Origin of the sequence: Enterobacter sp. RIT418, from assembly GCF_003057745.1 — a bacterium.
In the GTDB taxonomy this organism is placed as follows: Bacteria; Pseudomonadota; Gammaproteobacteria; order Enterobacterales; family Enterobacteriaceae; genus Enterobacter.
In genome coordinates this window covers 133,157-150,158 of the sequence record NZ_QBJD02000007.1, presented here as the reverse complement: position 1 = coordinate 150,158, position 17,002 = coordinate 133,157, and the positions used below count along the sequence as shown (strand labels likewise).

Here is a 17,002-nt window from a genome sequence, read left to right as displayed (position 1 = left end):
AAAATGATGTAAATCGTTTTCAGAGTAACCAGCCCTCGCGAAGGCTGCCACTAAAAACGCCCATAATTAGAAATTAATGTGAAACCGCAGTCGATATCAGTAAAAGGCATACTAACTGAAACCGCATGATTCTCTGATCACCAGGGCAGGCGGCAGGATGATACGTTTCGGCGGCTCATTATTGCCCTGAATTCGGCTGTAGAGCAGCTCTCCGGCTTTACGACCTATCTCCTTTGCCGCCACCGATACGGTGGTGAGCGCAGGCTGGACCAGCGCCGCCTCGGTGATATCGTCAAACCCCACCAGGGCAAAATCACGCCCGACCTCGCGCCCCATTTTACGCAGCGCCTGCATCACGCCGAGCGCGACGATGTCTTGATAACAGACCGCGGCGGTGATCGCCGGGAACTTGCTGAACAAACTCTCCGCTACCCGCGCGCCGTCGCTTTGGCTCGCCAGGCTGGGGACAATCCATCGCGGGTCCGCTGAAAGACCTTTTTCGAGCAGCTTACTGGTAAAACCGCCAATACGCTGGGCACGCGTACCGGAACTCTGGCTCCCGCCGATAAAGGCAATATGCCGGTGTCCCAGGGCGAGCAGATGCGCGGTCGCCATCTGGGTGCCAAGAAAGTTGTCGGTACCGACAAAGTCGAAATCAGGATCGTTAACGGGCCGCACCACCATGATGGCGGGAATATTGCGGCGCTTGAGGCTGTCAAAAAACGTCTGTGGCGTTTCGCGGGCCGCGCACAGCACCATACCGCACGCGTTGTTACGCATCAGCGAATCAACGAACTTTTGCTGTCGCTCGCCGGACTCTTCGCTATTCGCCAGAAACAGCAGCATCTCATGGCGCTCGATCTCATGACTTAGCCCCGCCGTCATCTCGCCGTAAAAGGGGTTAGTAATATCGTGCAGAAGCAGCCCGACCTGGTTGCTGCTGCGGTTTCGAAGATTCGCCGCCGTCTGGTTATAAACATAACCCGCGTCGTCCAGCGCTTTTAATACTCTTTCACGGGTGGCTTGCGAGATCCGCCCCCGGTTTCGCAAGACCATCGACACCGTGGCGGTCGACACGCCTGCTCGTTCAGCGACCTGCGCCAGCGTTACAGTTGTCATTGTTCCTCCCTTATCCTTCACAGATTAATCGAATAACCTGATTTTTGTCTAATTCCCTGTGAAGCGGTTCACACTCCCCGCCATAAAACCGCCTTTCCTCGCCGTTTTGCCAGGTTAATCGCGTTAACCACTCTTCCATCGTAAGGTTAATCGATTAATCTTATTTTAACGACAACGGAGTGAAACAATGACCTATCCCCCTTATAACAAACATCCTGAAGTCTCTGTTCGGGGCTTTGACGCTCACGCATGGCGTGGGTGGCACGACATTATTACGACGCTTAACGCCGGGGTCCTGACGTCCCGGAAAACCGTGCTGGTTATTGATTGCTATCCCGGCGTCCGACTGGCTGAGCTGGAGCGTAATGTGCTTGCCCGGTTCGGCGACGCGGTGCGGATAAACGTCGAAACGGCCCGCCGCGACGAGCAAACGCTTAGCGAGATGCTGGCCCGCAACCTGACGGATGACCGCGTGTTTGGCGTACTCTCCTGCCACCAGCTCGCCGAGTTTTTTGATGCCGAAGCATTAACGGCCCTGCAAAAGCAGGTGGCCGAGGCGGCGGGACTGGTGATTGTGTATGGCTCCGGTGCCGCTCTGGTCCATCCGGGGGATGTGCTGGTGTACGCCGATATGCCGCGCTGGGAAATTCAGCAGCGCATGCGCGCAGGCGAGCTGGGCAACTGGGGCGTTGAAAACCTCACTGAAGATATGCTGCGCCGGTATAAACGCGCCTTTTTCGTTGAGTGGCGCGTCTTTGACCGACACAAAACGCCGCTGCTTAAGCGGTGTGATTTCCTGCTTGATACCACCCAGGCCGACGCACCGGCCATGGTCAGCGGCGAGGCGCTTCGCGCGGGGCTTAAGCAGACCACACGGCAGCCGTTCCGCGTTGTTCCCTTCTTTGATCCCGGCGTCTGGGGCGGCCAGTGGATGAAACAACGATTCGATCTCGATCCAGCGAAGCCTAACTACGCATGGTGTTTTGACTGCGTGCCCGAGGAAAACAGCCTGATGATGCGGTTTGGCGACGTTCGGATCGAGATCCCCTCCATTGATGTCGTTCTGTTGCAACCGCGCGCGCTGCTGGGCGAAAAGGTTCACGCTCGCTTCGGGGCCGAGTTCCCCATCCGCTTTGATTTTCTTGATACCGTCGGGGGGCAGAATCTGAGTTTTCAGGTGCATCCGCTGACGGAGTACATTCAGCAGCAGTTTGGCATGCATTACACCCAGGATGAGAGCTACTACATCCTCGACGCCGAGCCGGGGGCCGTGGTCTATCTCGGCACCCAAACAGGCACCCGGCCTGAGGCGATGATGGACGATCTGCGCCAGGCCGCGCGGGGCGAAAAGCCGTTCGACGATGCACGCTTTGTGAATCAAATCCCCGCCAAAAAACACGATCACTTTCTCATCCCGGCCGGAACCGTACATTGTTCAGGTGCCGGCACCATGGTGCTTGAGATCAGCGCCACCCCTTACATTTTCACCTTTAAGCTCTGGGACTGGGGCCGCCTGGGTCTTGATGGCTTACCGCGCCCGGTTCACCTCGATCACGGCGAGCAGGTCATCGACTGGCAGCGCGACACCCAATGGGTAAATGACAACCTGGTCAACCGTATTGAACCGGTGGCGGAGGGTGACGGCTGGCGTGAAGAACGTACCGGCCTGCACGAACGTGAGTTTATTGAAACACGCCGCCACTGGTTTAGCGGCCCGGTCGTTCACCACACCGAAGGCGGCGTCAACGTGCTTAATCTGGTTGAGGGCGACGAAGCGCGCGTCGACAGCCCGAGCGGCGCGTTTGAGCCTTTCGTCGTGCACTACGCAGAGACGTTCATCATTCCTGCCGACGTAGGAGAATATCGAATCACGCCGTGGGGCAAAGGCGCAGGCCAACAGCTCGCCACCGTTAAAGCCTGGGTCAGGGGGTAAGCATGATTAACATCATTGTGGCCTCCCACGGGCCGATGGCAAAGGCGATGCTCGACAGCGCCCGCATGGTTTACGGCGATCTGCCCTACTGCTATGCCGTTACGCTCACCGGTGAGACGGGAATTGAAGGCTTTAAGCAGGACTTTGCCCGCGTGCTGGCTCAGGCCTCACAACGCGCAGAGGGTGTACTGGTGCTGTGCGATATGCAAAGCGGCACGCCGTGGAACGTCGCCAGCAGCGCCGCCTTTTCGCCAGACGCCACGCCGCCGGTGGCGGTGCTGGGCGGGGTTAATCTGCCGATGCTGCTGCAAACCGATGAGATCCACGCGCTTGCCGACGTGAACGCCGCGGCCAGCCTGCTGCTGGCGCTCACCCAACCCACGCTGGTGGTAGCTGCTCCCGCTTCTGCCGTGCAATCAGACGACTTTTGAGGACTCCACAATGAGCATTTCTTTTGTACGCATCGATGACCGCGTGATCCACGGGCAGCTCATCACACGCTGGGCCAAAGAGCTGCCCTGCGACGGTATCGTGGCCATTGACGACGCCGTGGCGGCCGATCCCCTTCTCTCTTCCGTCATGAAAGGTGCCGTCTCCGACACCAAAGTCTGGCTTTTTGATACCGCAACGGCGATTCAAAAATTGCCGAAGGTCATCGCCAGCGACAAGCGCTATTTCGTTATCGGCAAATCGCCCCTCACCCTGCAGCGCATTGAACAGGCCGGTATCAGCCTGAAAAACAGCAACGGCAAAATCAACGTTGGCCCGATGAGCGCCCGCGCGGAGACCACCACCATTGGCCCGAACCAGTCGGTCAACGCAGAGGAGATCGCGGCGTTTGACTGGCTTAACGCTCAGGGGCATCTCATTGAATTTCGTCTGGTACCGGATGCCAGCAGCTACAGCTGGCAGGATGCCCGGCAAAAGCTGAAATAAGGAGCGAATGATGATTATCGAAGCGGCATTAATTGGCGTGCTCTGTTATCTGGGCGCGCTGAGCAGCCCCTGGCTGCTGGGCCTGACCGGCGGCTGGTATCTGATCACCCGCCCGCTGGTGTCAGGCATGCTGGTGGGCATTATCCTTGGCGATATCAAGACCGGGATCATGATTGGCGTGGCGGTGCAGGCGGTCTATATCGCCATGGTGACGCCGGGCGGGTCGATGCCCGCCGACCTGAACTTTGTCGCCTACCCGGCCATTGCGCTGGGCATTCTGTCGGGTAAAGGCCCGGAAGTGGCGGTGGCGCTGGCGGCTACGATCGGCATTGCCGGGACCATTCTGTTTAATATGATGATGGTGCTGAACTCCTTCTGGAACCATCGCGCGGATAACGCCCTGGAGCGCGGCGACGAGCGAGGGATCTATCTGAACAGCGCCATCTGGCCCCAGGCGACCAACTTTATTCTGCGTTTTGTCCCGACATTCATTGCCGTCTTCTTCGGCGCGCAGTACATCAGCGGCATCATGGATAGCCTGCCGGCCGTGGTGCTGTCCACCATGAACGTTTTAGGTGGGATCTTGCCCGCCGTCGGCATCGCTATCCTGCTCAAGCAGATCATCAAAGACTACAGCATGCTGATCTACTTTCTGGTGGGCTTCGTCTGCATCGTTTTCCTGAAGCTCAACATGGTTGCGCTGGTCATCGTTGGCGCGCTGCTGGCGCTGATCCACTATAACTACAAACCGGAATCCGCAAAGGCCGTCGCCTCTGCGCCGGTCGTCGATGACGAGGACGAATTCTGATGGAAGAACGTAAACTAACCCGTAAGGATCTGCGCCGCTGCTGGCGGGCATGGATGATGCACAACCTGTCGTCGATGAGCTTTGAGCGCCTTGAGTCGTTTGGATTCTGCCTGAGCATGCTGCCGGTCGCCAAAAAGCTCTACCCGGATGCCGACCAGCGGCGGGAAATGCTGCGTCGCCACGCCTCTTTCTACAATACCGAGCCGCAGATTGGCGCCATTGTGAACGGGATGGCGCTGGGTCTTGAAGAGAAAAAGGCCAACGGTGAGCCTATCGATGGTGAGACGATCAATACCCTCAAGGTTGGCCTGATGGGGCCGATCGCCGGGATCGGCGATTCGATGATTCCCGGCATGTTGATCCCTATTCTGCTCAGCATCGGTATGGCGCTGGCGGCAGGCGGTAACGCCCTGGGACCGTTGTTCTACATCGTGGCCTGGCTCGCCATTATCATACCTGGCTCCTGGTTCTTATTCCTGAAGGGTTACCAGATGGGATCCGGCTCTGTTGAAATGCTGGTGAGCAGCAAATCGACCCGCCTGCGCGAAGCGCTGTCCCTGCTGGGTGTTTTTGTGATGGGCGGCGTCGCGGCAAGCTATGTGAAGCTCGGCACCGGGCTGGAGTTCATCACCAAAGATGGGGTTAACATTCATGTTCAGCAGATGCTCGACGGGATTTTCCCGCAGCTGCTGCCGCTGGTGGTGGTTCTGAGCACCTGGTACCTGATGGCGAAACGCGGTGTTTCACCGGTGAAGGCGATGTTACTTCTGCTGGTGCTGGCCGCCGCTGGCGTGGCGTCGGGGCTTTTCGCCGGATAATGCCTGTGATAACCGGGGCCAGCTGGCCCCGGTTTTTTTATGGGTGAAAATTGTGCCACAGCGCGGCGACTTTATCGGGCCGGGAAATAAACTGAAAGCGCGCCGGATCGGCAATAAACTGCTGGTAGATAGGCTCTGCGGTGATGCCAAACTCGTCATACCGCCGCGGCGTGATGACCTGTAACCGTCCCGGCGCATAGCGCGGGTTATGCTGCCAGACGACCTGCCGGTCCTGCATCAGCGGATACCAGGCCAGCCCTTTATGGGCCCGCACGGCCTCGTACTCAAAGCCATATTCCCGGTCGCACCAGGCGCCAAACGTCAGCGGAACATCCGGATCGGCGGAGAGCGTGGCATGACCCCAGCCCGGTGGAACCAGCACTTTCTCACCTTCGTTAGCGATCGCGGCAAAGCAGCGGCCCGGATCGTTTTCAACCCGCTCCTGCATATAAATAATGGCGGTCCCCTGCCAGATTTCATACAGCTCTGGCGGCGACCAGCCGCTATGCAGGCTGATGCGATGAACATGCCCCTGGCTACGCACGGGCTCGTCGCCAAGCTGTCCGGCGGCATAGGTCACCACGCCAAACAGCAGCATCCGTTTGCTCAGCTCATCCCTGTCCTGCATTCGCGCCACGTCCATCGCAATAGCGTACACCTCTTCCGGCCCCTGACAGTCCGGATCGCGCAGCGACGAGCGGATCTGATCCAGACGGCGGATCTCCGGCATCGGGCCTGTGACCTCTTCTCCGTATGAAAAGCCGAGCGGCCGATGATGTATCTGCATATCCAGCCCGTAATTAACCATGCTGCACCTCACGCACGAGGATGTCGCCGTCCACCTCCGTCACCCTCAGCGCAAAACCCTGCTGAAGAGCCGCGTAATCATGCCCGGCGACTGTCGGCCAGACCGCCAGCGCGGAGAGTATCTCCGTGCCGGTGTTAATCAGACGATGTGCGGTAAAGCCGGGAATGACATGTACCGAACCGGCGTTCACGGATTCGAGCCACGCCTTGCCGTTCTCTGATTGCAGCAGCAATAATCCCGTCCCGCGCAGCCCGAGGTAGACTTCCCCCTGCTCCCGGCGCGCGTGGAAGTGGCCGCGGGTCATAAAGAATTCATTGCCGACTTTTCCGGGCTGAAGATGGGTTACGCCAGTGAACAGGCTGCCTTCGACCGTCTTACCGTCGAGGATTTCAACATCGTAAACGGGCCGTTGCGGGTCGCCGTTCTGCCAGGCGTCAGTGCAGGCAAACACGCCCGCCAGATCGGCAATGCGCGTCGTTTTACGCAGGATATGACCCTGCGCGAACGCGCCGGTCAGCCAGTCCACCTGCGGTGGCTGGGTAATGTCAGGTTTCATATGTGTCTCCGGCCCGAGGAGAACAGCCTGAAAAGCATAGCAGATTAATCGATTAACCTTATGATGCCGTGCCGGAATTGCGCCGTGGATCAAAAAAGCCAGGCACGGTGCCTGGCTTTGCATTCATTAAAAATTCAGTTACTCGACTTCGCGCGCATCGATACGCAGCTCTTTCGGCACTTCAAAGACGATGTTCTCTTCGCGTCCTTCCAGGGGTATGGCATCGCCGCCGCCCAGCTCCTGGAGGCGACTAATCACGTTCTGCACCAGGATATCCGGCGCGGAAGCCCCCGCCGTGACGCCGACGCAGGCGACGTTCTTCACCCATGACTCCTGAATATCCGTTGCATCATCAATCAGGAATGCGGATTTCCCCATCCGCTGCGCCAGCTCGGCCAGACGGTTAGAGTTAGAGGAGTTTTTCGAGCCGACCACCAGCACCACGTCCGCCTGCTCAGCCAGCGCGCGCACCGCTTCCTGACGGTTGGTAGTGGCGTAGCAGATATCATCTTTACGCGGCCCGACGATCTTCGGGAAACGCTGGCGCAGCGCGTCAATCACGTCTGAGGTGTCGTCCACGGAGAGCGTCGTTTGGGTCATAAACGACAGGCGCGCGTCGTTTTTCACGTTCAGCTTCAGCACATCTTCCGGCGACTCGACCAGGTACATGCCCCCTTCCGGGTTGCTGTACTGCCCCATCGTCCCTTCCACTTCCGGATGACCCGCGTGACCAATCAGAATCGATTCTTCGCCACGGCGGCTGGCGCGCGCCACTTCCATATGCACTTTAGTGACCAGCGGACAGGTGGCGTCAAACACCGTGAGGTCGCGGCTTTTCGCTTCGTTACGGACCGCCTGAGACACGCCGTGCGCGGAGAAAATCAGGATCGCGCCGTCCGGCACTTCGCTGATCTGCTCGATAAAGATCGCGCCACGCTCGCGCAGGCTGTCGACCACGTAGCGGTTGTGCACCACTTCGTGACGCACGTAAATCGGCGCGCCGTAAATCTCCAGCGCGTTTTCAACAATGCTGATAGCGCGGTCTACACCGGCGCAAAAGCCGCGCGGGTTAGCCAACAGGATCTGCATTTCAGGCCTCCAGCGCTGGGTCAATCTCCAGCACTTCAATATCAAAATGGACGGTACGCCCGGCAAGCGGATGGTTGAAATCAACGGTAATGGAATCGCCGTTAACTTCGCGGATCACGCCAGGCATTTCGCTGCCGTCCATAGCGGTAAAGAGCATAATCGCGCCGATTTCCGGCTCGCCCGCGTCCATAAATTCACGGCGCGAGAAATACTGGATCAGGTCAGGGCTTGGCACGCCAAACGCCGCATCCGGCTCAAGCGAGAATGCCTTCTTCTCGCCCTCTTTCAGGCCCAGAAGCTGCTGCTCAAGGCCTTCAGACAGGGAAGTATCGCCAAGACGGAACAGGGCCGGTTTGCCGTTGTTGCGGGTGGATTCAGCCGTGGAGCCATCATCCAGCTTCAGCGTGAAGTGAACGAGAACCGCGCTGTTGCTCTGTACGGATTTAGACATGCAAATTGCTCGCTTGTTTTGCCCGGTGGCATTACACCACCGGGCGGGTGTGTTACGCCTGCTCTTTCGCGGCCGGTTTCGGCAAGAAGCCTTCCAGCACGATCAGTGCCGCACCGACGCAAATTGCGCTATCGGCGAGGTTAAAGGTCGCGAAGTGCCAGCTGCCGACGTAGAAGTCGATCATATCGACCACGAAGCCGTGCCACAGGCGATCGAACAGGTTGCCTAACGCGCCGCCAATGATCAGCGCGTAGGCGATGTTATTCAGCTTTTGCGTTGCCTTCGAGCGGTACATCAGCACGGCCAGGATCACGCAGATACCGATAGCGATACCCGCAAAGAACCAGCGCTGCCAGCCACCGCTGTCGGCCAGGAAACTGAACGCTGCGCCGTAGTTACGTGCGTAGTGCAGGTTAAGCGACGGGAACAGCGAAACCGTATCCCCCAGAGCAAAGTTCTGGAGGATCAGGAACTTGCTGCCCAGATCGATAATCAGCACCACCACAACCAGCCACAGCCAGCGCAGTCCTGTTGAACAGAGAGATTTACTCATCAGGCAAACTTACGTTTTTCGCCGTCACCGGCGACGTTGCTTACACAGCGTCCGCAGATGTCTGCGTGTTCCGCCACCTGGCCGACATCGGTGGTGTAATGCCAGCAGCGCGGGCATTTCTCACCTTCGGCTTTACTCAGCGCGACTTTCAGCCCTTTGAGCAGTTCGCTCTGCTGTGCATCAGCAGGCGCCCCGGCATAATCCGCAACTTTCGCACCGGAGGTCAACAGGACAAATCGTAATTCATCGCCCAGCGCCGTCAGCTTCGCCGCCAGCTCCGGTTCGGCGTACAGGGTTACTGTCGCTTCCAGAGAGCCGCCGACCTTCTTGTCAGCACGCGCCTGCTCGATCACCTTGTTCACTTCGCCGCGCACTTTCAGCAGCGCGTCCCAGAAGGCATCGTTCATCGCTTCGCTGCTGGAGAGGTCGAACAGGCCTTCGTACCATTCACCGGTGAAGACATACTTCTCACGGTCGCCCGGCAGGTAGCCCCAGATTTCATCCGCGGTGAAGGACATGATCGGCGCCATCCAGCGCACCAGCGCTTCTGCGATATGGAACAGCGCGGTCTGGCAGCTGCGACGCGCCACGCTGTCCGCTTTCGCGGTGTACTGGCGGTCTTTGATGATGTCGAGGTAGAACGAGCCCATCTCGATGGAGCAGAAGCGCATCAGGCGCTGCACCACTTCGTGGAAGTCATAAGACTCGTAGGCTTTCAGGATATCGTCCTGCGCCGCTTTCGCACAGCCTACCGCCCAGCGGTCGAGAACGACCATCTCTTCCGGCTTCACCATGTCTTTCACTGGATCAAAGCCGTTCAGGTTCGCCAGCAGGAAGCGCGCGGTGTTACGGATACGACGATAGCTGTCGGCGGCACGTTTCAGGATTTCATCAGAAACGGCCATTTCGCCGGTGTAGTCGGTAGAAGCCACCCACAGACGCAGAATGTCCGCGCCCAGCTTGTTCATCACGTCCTGCGGAGAAACGGTGTTGCCGATGGATTTAGACATCTTACGGCCCTGACCATCCACGGTGAAGCCGTGGGTCAGTACCTGGCGGTAAGGCGCTTTACCTTTCATGGCGGTGGAGATCATCAGGGATGACATGAACCAGCCGCGGTGTTGGTCAGACCCTTCCAGATACATGTCGGCAGCGTGACCGGCAAACTCTGGACGCACATCAACCACAGAGGCGTGGGTAGAACCAGAGTCGAACCACACGTCCAGGGTATCCGGCACTTTCTCGTAGCTGTCCGCGTCCGCGCCCAGGATGTCGCGGGCATCGAGATCCCACCACGCCTGAATGCCGTCAACCTCGACGCGCTTCGCCACTTCTTCCATCAGCTCCAGCGTATTCGGGTGCAGTTCCTGCGTCTCTTTATGCACGAACAGAGACATCGGCACGCCCCAGGTGCGCTGACGGGAGATGCACCAGTCAGGACGGTTAGCGACCATAGATTCGATACGCGCCTGGCCCCAGTCCGGGATCCACTGCACGCCTTTGATCTCTTTCAGCGACTGCGCGCGCAGGCCTTTCTGATCCATGCTGACGAACCACTGCGGGGTTGCACGGAAGATGATCGGCGTCTTGTGGCGCCAGCAGCACGGATAGCTGTGCTGCATTTTCTCAACGTGCAGCAGCGCGCCGCTGGTGCGCAGCATGTCCACGATGATGTCGTTCGCTTTGAAGACGTTGATGCCGTCCAGCGCCGGGTAGGTGCCAGGCAGGTATGAACCGTCCGGGCCAACCGGGTTGGCGATTTCCAGACCGTACTTCAGGCTGATGCTGTAGTCGTCAGGGCCGTGGCCACCAGCGGTATGGACCGCACCGGTACCCGCGTCCAGCGTCACGTGGTCGCCCAGGATCGCCGGCACGTCGAAGTCGAGGAACGGATGCTTGAAGCGCATCAGTTCCAGCGCGTCACCCTTCACGGTGCCCAGCACGGTGTAGTCGGCGATGTTCGCGCGCTTCAGCACGCTTTCGACCAGATCTTTTGCCAGGATCAGCGCCTGACCTTCAACCTGCACCAGCGCGTACTCGAACTCACCGGACAGGGAGATCGCGCGGTTGGCTGGCAGCGTCCACGGCGTAGTAGTCCAGATCACTAAAGAGATCGGGCCGTTGACCGACGACACGCCAAATTTGGCTTTGACCGCATCCTGATCCACCGCGTGGAAAGCCACGTCGATAGAAGGAGAGGTTTTGTCGTAATACTCTACTTCGGCTTCTGCCAGCGCAGAGCGGCAGTCCACGCACCAGTGCACCGGCTTCGCGCCCTTGTGCAGGTGGCCGTTGCCGATGATTTTACCCAGCGCACGGATGATGTTGGCTTCGGTTTTGAAATCCATGGTCAGGTACGGATGGGACCAGTCGCCCAGCACGCCCAGACGGATGAAGTCAGCGCGCTGGCCGTCAACCTGAGTGGCAGCGTATTCGCGGCATTTCGCGCGGAACTCGGCAGCGGTGAATTTCTCACCCGGCTTGCCAAACTCTTGCTCCACTTTCAGCTCAATTGGCAGACCGTGGCAGTCCCAGCCTGGAACGTAAGGCGAGTCATATCCCGTGAGGCCTTTGGACTTCACGATAATGTCTTTCAGAATCTTATTTACAGAGTGACCAATATGAATGCTGCCATTCGCATATGGAGGGCCATCATGCAGAATGAAGGTTTTTTTGCCTTTTTTGGCTGCACGAATGATGCCGTACAGGTCATCATCGGTCCAACGCGCCAGCATTCCCGGTTCACGCTTGGCGAGATCGCCGCGCATCGGGAACCCTGTTTCCGGCAAATTCAGGGTTGATTTATAGTCACTCATCAGATTCTCGGTTCCGTATTTATCACGTAGGCATTTAAGCCGGGTTTGATAGCCCAAAAAATTCACGGGCCGTTAATTCATCTCGCGCAATTTGCGCCTTTAGTTCGTCCAGCGAAGCGAATCGCTGCTCATTACGTATTTTTCTACGCAGTATTACATCTATATGGCGACCGTAAAGGTCCATTACAACGTCCAGCAGGTGTACTTCTAACTGTTGACGTACACCGGCAACCGTAGGACGCGTGCCAATATTGGCGACGCCGTAAAACGGCCTGTCGCCCAGTCCAGACACTTCCACCGCATACACCCCTTTAACCGGGGAGACCTGACGGCGCAGCGGTATATTCGCCGTCGGGAAGCCTATCGTGCGGCCCAGCGCGTCGCCATGCACTACGCGGCCTGAAATCGTGAACGGATGGCCGAGCAGGTTTTCTGCCGCCTCCAGTTCGTCATTGGCCAGCGCCTGACGAACGGCAGTACTGCTAACGCGTACGCCGCCTTCGCAGAAGGTCATCGCGCTGGTGACGTCAAAGCCATACTCCAGGCCAGCCTTCTGTAATAGCAAGAAATCCCCCTGACGACCAGCGCCAAAGCGGAAATCATCCCCCACAGCCAGAAACTGCACGCCAAGACGCTTCACCAGCAGGTCGCTGACAAAATTTTGTGCCGTCAGTGCAGCAAAGCGACGATCGAATCGTATACATACGACGTAGTCCACGCCGGACTCAGCCAGATAGCGCAGCTTTTCACGCAGACGCGTAAGGCGGGCCGGTGATTTATCACCCGCAAACAGCTCCAGCGGCTGTGGCTCGAAAATCATCACTACAACGGGCAGCCCGCGGGCTTCCCCTTCTTTACGCAATCCCTGCAACAGCGCCTGATGCCCACGATGCACGCCGTCGAAATTACCAATGGTCAGCACGCACCCGTGAGGAGCGTTGCCGAGATTATGTATGCCGCGTATCAGCTTCATGTCTGGCTCAAAACAGTGAAAATCGCCAAAGTATACCTTGTACGGCGATTAAGGTTAACCGGCGATTGTTCACGCAAAACAGAAAGCCGTAATGTTTTCATCATGCTGACCTTTGCCAGCAAAAAAATCTGCCCCTGTACGGCGATTTTTATGCCGAAAGGCTGTATTCACGAGAGACAAGCTGGTAGAATCCTGCGCCATCACTACGTAACGTAGCGTCGCCACATTAACGGCGCTTATTTGCACAAATCCATTGACAAAAGAAGGTATAGAGGGCATATTCCTCGGCCTTTGAATTGTCCACATAGATCATATTTGGGAGTTGGACCTTGGCTAATATCAAATCAGCTAAGAAACGTGCCGTTCAGTCTGAAAAGGCTCGTAAGCACAATGCAAGCCGTCGCTCTATGATGCGTACTTTCATCAAGAAAGTATACGCAGCAATCGAAGCTGGCGACAAAGCTGCTGCACAGAACGCATTCAACGAAATGCAACCAATCGTGGACCGTCAGGCTGCTAAAGGTCTGATCCACAAAAACAAAGCAGCGCGTCATAAAGCAAACTTGACCGCGCAGATCAACAAACTGGCTTAATCGCCGCTTGTTGTTGCTTGTTTTAAAAGAACCCGCTTAACGCGGGTTTTTTTATGTCTTCAGATTGCCGGTGGGGTAAACAGCGACGAATAATCGCGGTTACAGATACGCTGCACCGCAGGATGTTGAATCATCCTTTCGGCGAATATCGCGTGGTACTCCTCCATCACGTTATCAACTCGCCCTATCTCCGTCACCTTGTCATCCGTGTACAAATCCTGTGCATATAGGGTTGGAGCCACGAAAATCGCGTTATGCGCTTCGCCAAACGCCTTCATTAGCGCCGCATCATCAAACTCGCCGAGGATTTCAACCTTCAGCCCCTGGGAGTTAAACCAGTTAAGCAGCTTGCGCCCCAGCATGGATCGGCGCCCCGGAACCAGCAGACGCCGCTCCTCCAGACACGCGGGGAACGGTTTTTTCGGCGGCGGATTGATACACCAGAAGCTCACGCCGCATTCACCAATTTTTACCGAGAACAGCCCTTCCTGCTGCGTTGAGTCGATCGGGCAATCGGAGATAATCATATCCAGCTTGTGCTGGCTCAGCTGCTCCAGCAGCATCTCGTGGGTGGATTCGAAGCAGCGAAGGTGGATTTGCTCATCCTCTACCACGGCGGCGTCCAGCACCCCGCTGACCAGCCGCTTGGAGAGCGCATCCGCCACACCGACGTCAAACAGCAGGTTTGACTCTTTGCGATAGTTGACGATATCCAGCATTTCCTGGCTGAGCGTGAACATTTTGTCCGCGTAGCGAAACACCAGCTCGCCCAGTTCGCTGGGCTCAATCCCGCGGCCCTTGCGCTTAAACAGCTTACCCTGAAGGCGCTCTTCCAGCGCCTTGATTTGCCCGGTAATGGTTTGCGGCGTCAGATGGAGCGCCTCCGCCGCGCCCACAACCGAGCCCTCTTTGTAGACGTGCCAAAAGTAGTACAGATGGTTGTAATTCAGATGAGACATTACGACTTCGCTCCCGATCCTGCTGCGGGAAAAGTCCTCCCTTTTCCCGCCATCCCTTATGCCTGAGCAACCTGCCCTGACAGCTTCGCTTTCAACAACGCGTAACCGCTCACCGCGGCCAGCACCGATCCGATTAAGATACCGAGCTTCGCCCACACGATAAGCTCAGGCGCATGCGCGCCAAACGCCAGCGTCGAGATAAAGATCGACATGGTAAAACCAATTCCGCACAGCACCCCAACGGCCATGATTTGCCGGAACGTCGTTCCGTGCGGCAGCGATGCCAGCTTCATTTTCACCGCCAGCCAGCAGAACAGGCTGATTCCCAGCGGCTTGCCGATAAACAGCCCGGCGATAACCCCCAGCGGCAGCACGGAGGTGAGCCCTTCCAGCGTAACGCCCTGCAGGGATACCCCGGCGTTAGCAAACGCGAAGAGCGGCAGGATCATAAATGCCACCCAGGGATGGAGCACATGCTCAAGCTGTTTTGCCGGGGATTTCCCCTCTTCGACCCTAAGCGGCACGAGGAAGCCCACAATCACCCCCGCCAGCGTGGCGTGCACGCCGGACTTCAGCACCGCCGTCCACAATACCATTCCCACAAGGATGTAAATGCCAGTTCGGCGCACGTTGCAGATGTTCAGCAGCGCCAGCACCGCGATGGCCCCCGCCGCCACGCTGAGCGACAGGATCGACAGGTCGCTGGTGTAGAACAGTGCGATAATCACGATAGCGCCCAGATCATCGATGATAGCCAGCGCCATCAGAAAGATTTTCAGCGCGACCGGCACGCGGCTGCCAAGCAGGGCCAGCACGCCGAGGGCAAACGCGATATCCGTCGCCGCCGGGATCGCCCAGCCGTGGCGCGCCATCGGATCTTGCCAGGTAAAGGCGAGGAACAGCAGCGCGGGAACAACCATCCCGCCGAGGGCGGCAATCACCGGGAACGCCGCGCGCTGGCGGCTGGCCAGCGACCCCTGCACCAGCTCGCGCTTCACCTCGAGCCCCACCAGCAGGAAGAACACGGCCATCAGGGCATCGTTAATCCACAGCAGCATGTTCTTATTGATTTCCAGCGGGCCAACCCGCAGCTCAACCGGGGTTTCCAGAAAAGCGTGATACAGTTCACGCGTCGCGCCGAGGTTAGCCAGCACCATTGCCGCGACGGCAGCGATAATTAAAATCACGCCGCCGGACGCTTCATTGCTAAAGAAACGGTGTAGTAGTTTCACTTCAATTCTCTCTTCAAGCGGAATACTTCGATAAAACCATCATACCAAGCCATATAACTCGGCAAAAGCAGATTAATATTGAGTATATACTCAGTTTTTTCGAGGAGAATCAATAAACGAAAAAAAGCCCGGAATCACTTCCGGGCCTGATGTCAGACGGTACCTGCTGAAGAATTAGCGGGTCAGATCGTCGAAGAATTTTTTGACGCCATCGAAGAAGCTTTTGGAACGCGGGCTGTTTTTCTCACCCGTTGGGCCGCCGAAGCTTTCCTGCAGCTCTTTCAGCAGCTGCTTCTGCTTGTCGTTCAGGCCAACCGGGGTTTCCACCACGACGCGACACAGCAGGTCGCCCTGCGCACCGCCGCGAACGGACTTAACGCCCTTACCGCGCATGCGGAACAGCTTGCCGGTCTGGGTTTCGCCAGGCACCTTCAGGTTTACGCGACCGTCCAGCGTTGGCACTTCGATTTCGCCGCCAAGCGCTGCCATCGCGAAGTTGATCGGCACTTCACAGTACAGGTTGTTACCTTCACGCTCGAAGATGGCGTGCTGTTTAACCTGAACCTGAACGTACAGATCGCCTGCCGGCGCGCCGTGCTCGCCTGCTTCGCCCTCACCTGATAGACGGATGCGGTCGCCCGTATCCACGCCCGCCGGGATTTTAACGGACAGGGTTTTGGTTTTCTCAACGCGACCATGACCGTGGCATTTGTTGCACGGATCTTTAATCAGCGTGCCGCGACCGTGGCAGTGTGGACACGCCTGCTGCACCGCGAAGAAGCCCTGGCGCATCTGCACCTGACCGGAACCATGGCAGGTTGGACAGGTTTGCGGCTGGGTGCCCGCCTTCGCGCCGCTGCCGTGGCAAACGTCACACTCTTCCAGCGTCGGGATGCGGATCTCTTTGGTGACGCCGCGAACGGCCTCTTCCAGCGTCAGATCCATGTTGTAGCGCAGGTCCGCGCCGCGCGCCGCGCGCTGGCGACCACGACCGCCGCCGAAGATATCACCGAACACGTCGCCGAAGATGTCGCTGAAATCTGCGCCACCGCCGAAGCCGCCGCCACCGAATCCACCGCCGCCCATGCCGCCCTGTTCAAAGGCGGCATGGCCGTACTGGTCATAGGCCGCACGTTTTTGCGCGTCGGTCAGGACTTCGTAGGCTTCTTTGATCTCTTTGAATTTGGCTTCAGCCTCTTTATCACCCTGGTTGCGGTCCGGGTGAAATTTCATGGCCAGGCGCTTATACGCCTTTTTGATTTCACGCTCTTCCGCTGTTTTGGAAACGCCTAAAATCTCGTAATAGTCTTGCTTAGCCATCTTTTTTATCTGCCCCTAACATGCGTGCACGGGCGGAG

Annotated in this window: 17 protein-coding genes and 1 pseudogene; 6 read left to right on the top strand and 12 right to left on the bottom strand. The window is 57.8% G+C overall.

What is annotated here, in order from left to right; all coding sequences use genetic code 11:
• Positions 1-111: 111 nt before the first annotated feature.
• Complete coding sequence (locus tag DBY73_RS10435) at positions 112-1,119, bottom strand: LacI family DNA-binding transcriptional regulator (protein ID WP_112011076.1); 1,008 nt, start codon at positions 1,117-1,119, stop codon at positions 112-114.
• A 187-nt stretch (positions 1,120-1,306) separates the two neighbouring features.
• Here DBY73_RS10435 and DBY73_RS10430 point away from each other — a divergent pair, with 187 nt between their 5' ends.
• From DBY73_RS10430 to DBY73_RS10410, 5 genes are read left to right on the top strand one after another with little or no spacing between them, the layout of a single operon-like run.
• Positions 1,307-3,052 (top strand): class I mannose-6-phosphate isomerase, encoded by a 1,746-nt coding sequence (locus tag DBY73_RS10430; RefSeq protein WP_112011075.1) that lies wholly within the window; start codon positions 1,307-1,309, stop codon positions 3,050-3,052.
• A gap of 2 nt (positions 3,053-3,054) precedes the next feature.
• Entirely contained in the window at positions 3,055-3,483 is a 429-nt protein-coding gene (locus DBY73_RS10425; RefSeq protein ID WP_112011074.1) for a PTS fructose transporter subunit IIA, read from the top strand.
• Positions 3,484-3,493: 10 nt separating this feature from the next.
• Positions 3,494-3,988 carry a PTS sugar transporter subunit IIB gene (locus DBY73_RS10420; protein ID WP_112011073.1) on the top strand — a complete coding sequence of 165 codons (495 nt, stop codon included), beginning with the start codon at positions 3,494-3,496 and terminating at the stop codon, positions 3,986-3,988.
• Positions 3,989-3,998: 10 nt separating this feature from the next.
• The gene (locus tag DBY73_RS10415; RefSeq protein WP_112011072.1) at positions 3,999-4,796 is read left to right on the top strand and encodes a PTS sugar transporter subunit IIC; all 798 of its coding nucleotides are present in this window, start codon (positions 3,999-4,001) and stop codon (positions 4,794-4,796) included.
• On the top strand, positions 4,796-5,614 hold the full coding sequence (locus tag DBY73_RS10410) for a PTS system mannose/fructose/sorbose family transporter subunit IID (protein WP_006173945.1): 819 nt from the start codon (positions 4,796-4,798) through the stop codon (positions 5,612-5,614). Before DBY73_RS10415 ends, DBY73_RS10410 begins: the two co-directional genes overlap by 1 nt.
• Before the next feature lie 37 nt (positions 5,615-5,651).
• On the opposite strand, the gene DBY73_RS10405 is transcribed toward DBY73_RS10410, so the two are convergent.
• From DBY73_RS10405 to DBY73_RS22325, 8 genes and pseudogenes are all read right to left on the bottom strand, one after another.
• Positions 5,652-6,422 carry a glucose-6-phosphate isomerase family protein gene (locus tag DBY73_RS10405; RefSeq protein WP_112011071.1) on the bottom strand — a complete coding sequence of 257 codons (771 nt, stop codon included), beginning with the start codon at positions 6,420-6,422 and terminating at the stop codon, positions 5,652-5,654.
• A complete protein-coding gene (locus DBY73_RS10400; RefSeq protein WP_112011070.1) occupies positions 6,415-6,978 on the bottom strand; it encodes a glucose-6-phosphate isomerase family protein in 564 nt (187 codons plus the stop codon). Before DBY73_RS10400 ends, DBY73_RS10405 begins: the two co-directional genes overlap by 8 nt.
• Positions 6,979-7,116: 138 nt before the next feature.
• Positions 7,117-8,067, bottom strand: a complete 951-nt coding sequence (ispH, locus tag DBY73_RS10395; RefSeq protein WP_112011069.1) for a 4-hydroxy-3-methylbut-2-enyl diphosphate reductase — start codon at positions 8,065-8,067, stop codon at positions 7,117-7,119.
• 1 nt (position 8,068) lies between these two features.
• On the bottom strand, positions 8,069-8,518 hold the full coding sequence (gene fkpB, locus DBY73_RS10390) for an FKBP-type peptidyl-prolyl cis-trans isomerase (RefSeq protein WP_112011068.1): 450 nt from the start codon (positions 8,516-8,518) through the stop codon (positions 8,069-8,071).
• Positions 8,519-8,570: 52 nt separating this feature from the next.
• The gene (gene lspA / locus DBY73_RS10385; RefSeq protein WP_112011067.1) at positions 8,571-9,071 is read right to left on the bottom strand and encodes a signal peptidase II; all 501 of its coding nucleotides are present in this window, start codon (positions 9,069-9,071) and stop codon (positions 8,571-8,573) included.
• Complete coding sequence (gene ileS / locus DBY73_RS10380; RefSeq protein WP_112011066.1) at positions 9,071-11,887, bottom strand: isoleucine--tRNA ligase; 2,817 nt, start codon at positions 11,885-11,887, stop codon at positions 9,071-9,073. Before ileS ends, lspA begins: the two co-directional genes overlap by 1 nt.
• Before the next feature lie 34 nt (positions 11,888-11,921).
• A complete protein-coding gene (gene ribF / locus DBY73_RS10375; protein WP_112011065.1) occupies positions 11,922-12,860 on the bottom strand; it encodes a bifunctional riboflavin kinase/FAD synthetase in 939 nt (312 codons plus the stop codon).
• A 7-nt stretch (positions 12,861-12,867) separates the two neighbouring features.
• A pseudogene (locus DBY73_RS22325) lies at positions 12,868-13,074 on the bottom strand (DUF2575 domain-containing protein); the annotation flags it as partial.
• Positions 13,075-13,189: 115 nt separating this feature from the next.
• On the opposite strand from DBY73_RS22325, the gene rpsT reads away from it, so the two are divergent.
• Positions 13,190-13,453 carry a 30S ribosomal protein S20 gene (rpsT, locus tag DBY73_RS10360; RefSeq protein WP_003856458.1) on the top strand — a complete coding sequence of 88 codons (264 nt, stop codon included), beginning with the start codon at positions 13,190-13,192 and terminating at the stop codon, positions 13,451-13,453.
• A gap of 59 nt (positions 13,454-13,512) precedes the next feature.
• On the opposite strand, the gene nhaR is transcribed toward rpsT, so the two are convergent.
• The 3 genes from nhaR to dnaJ form a co-directional block, all read right to left on the bottom strand.
• Positions 13,513-14,412 carry a transcriptional activator NhaR gene (gene nhaR / locus DBY73_RS10355; protein ID WP_112011064.1) on the bottom strand — a complete coding sequence of 300 codons (900 nt, stop codon included), beginning with the start codon at positions 14,410-14,412 and terminating at the stop codon, positions 13,513-13,515.
• 56 nt (positions 14,413-14,468) lie between these two features.
• The gene (gene nhaA / locus DBY73_RS10350) at positions 14,469-15,644 is read right to left on the bottom strand and encodes a Na+/H+ antiporter NhaA (RefSeq protein WP_112011063.1); all 1,176 of its coding nucleotides are present in this window, start codon (positions 15,642-15,644) and stop codon (positions 14,469-14,471) included.
• Positions 15,645-15,818: 174 nt separating this feature from the next.
• Positions 15,819-16,964 (bottom strand): molecular chaperone DnaJ, encoded by a 1,146-nt coding sequence (gene dnaJ / locus DBY73_RS10345; RefSeq protein WP_112011062.1) that lies wholly within the window; start codon positions 16,962-16,964, stop codon positions 15,819-15,821.
• Between the last annotated feature and the right edge of the window lie 38 nt (positions 16,965-17,002).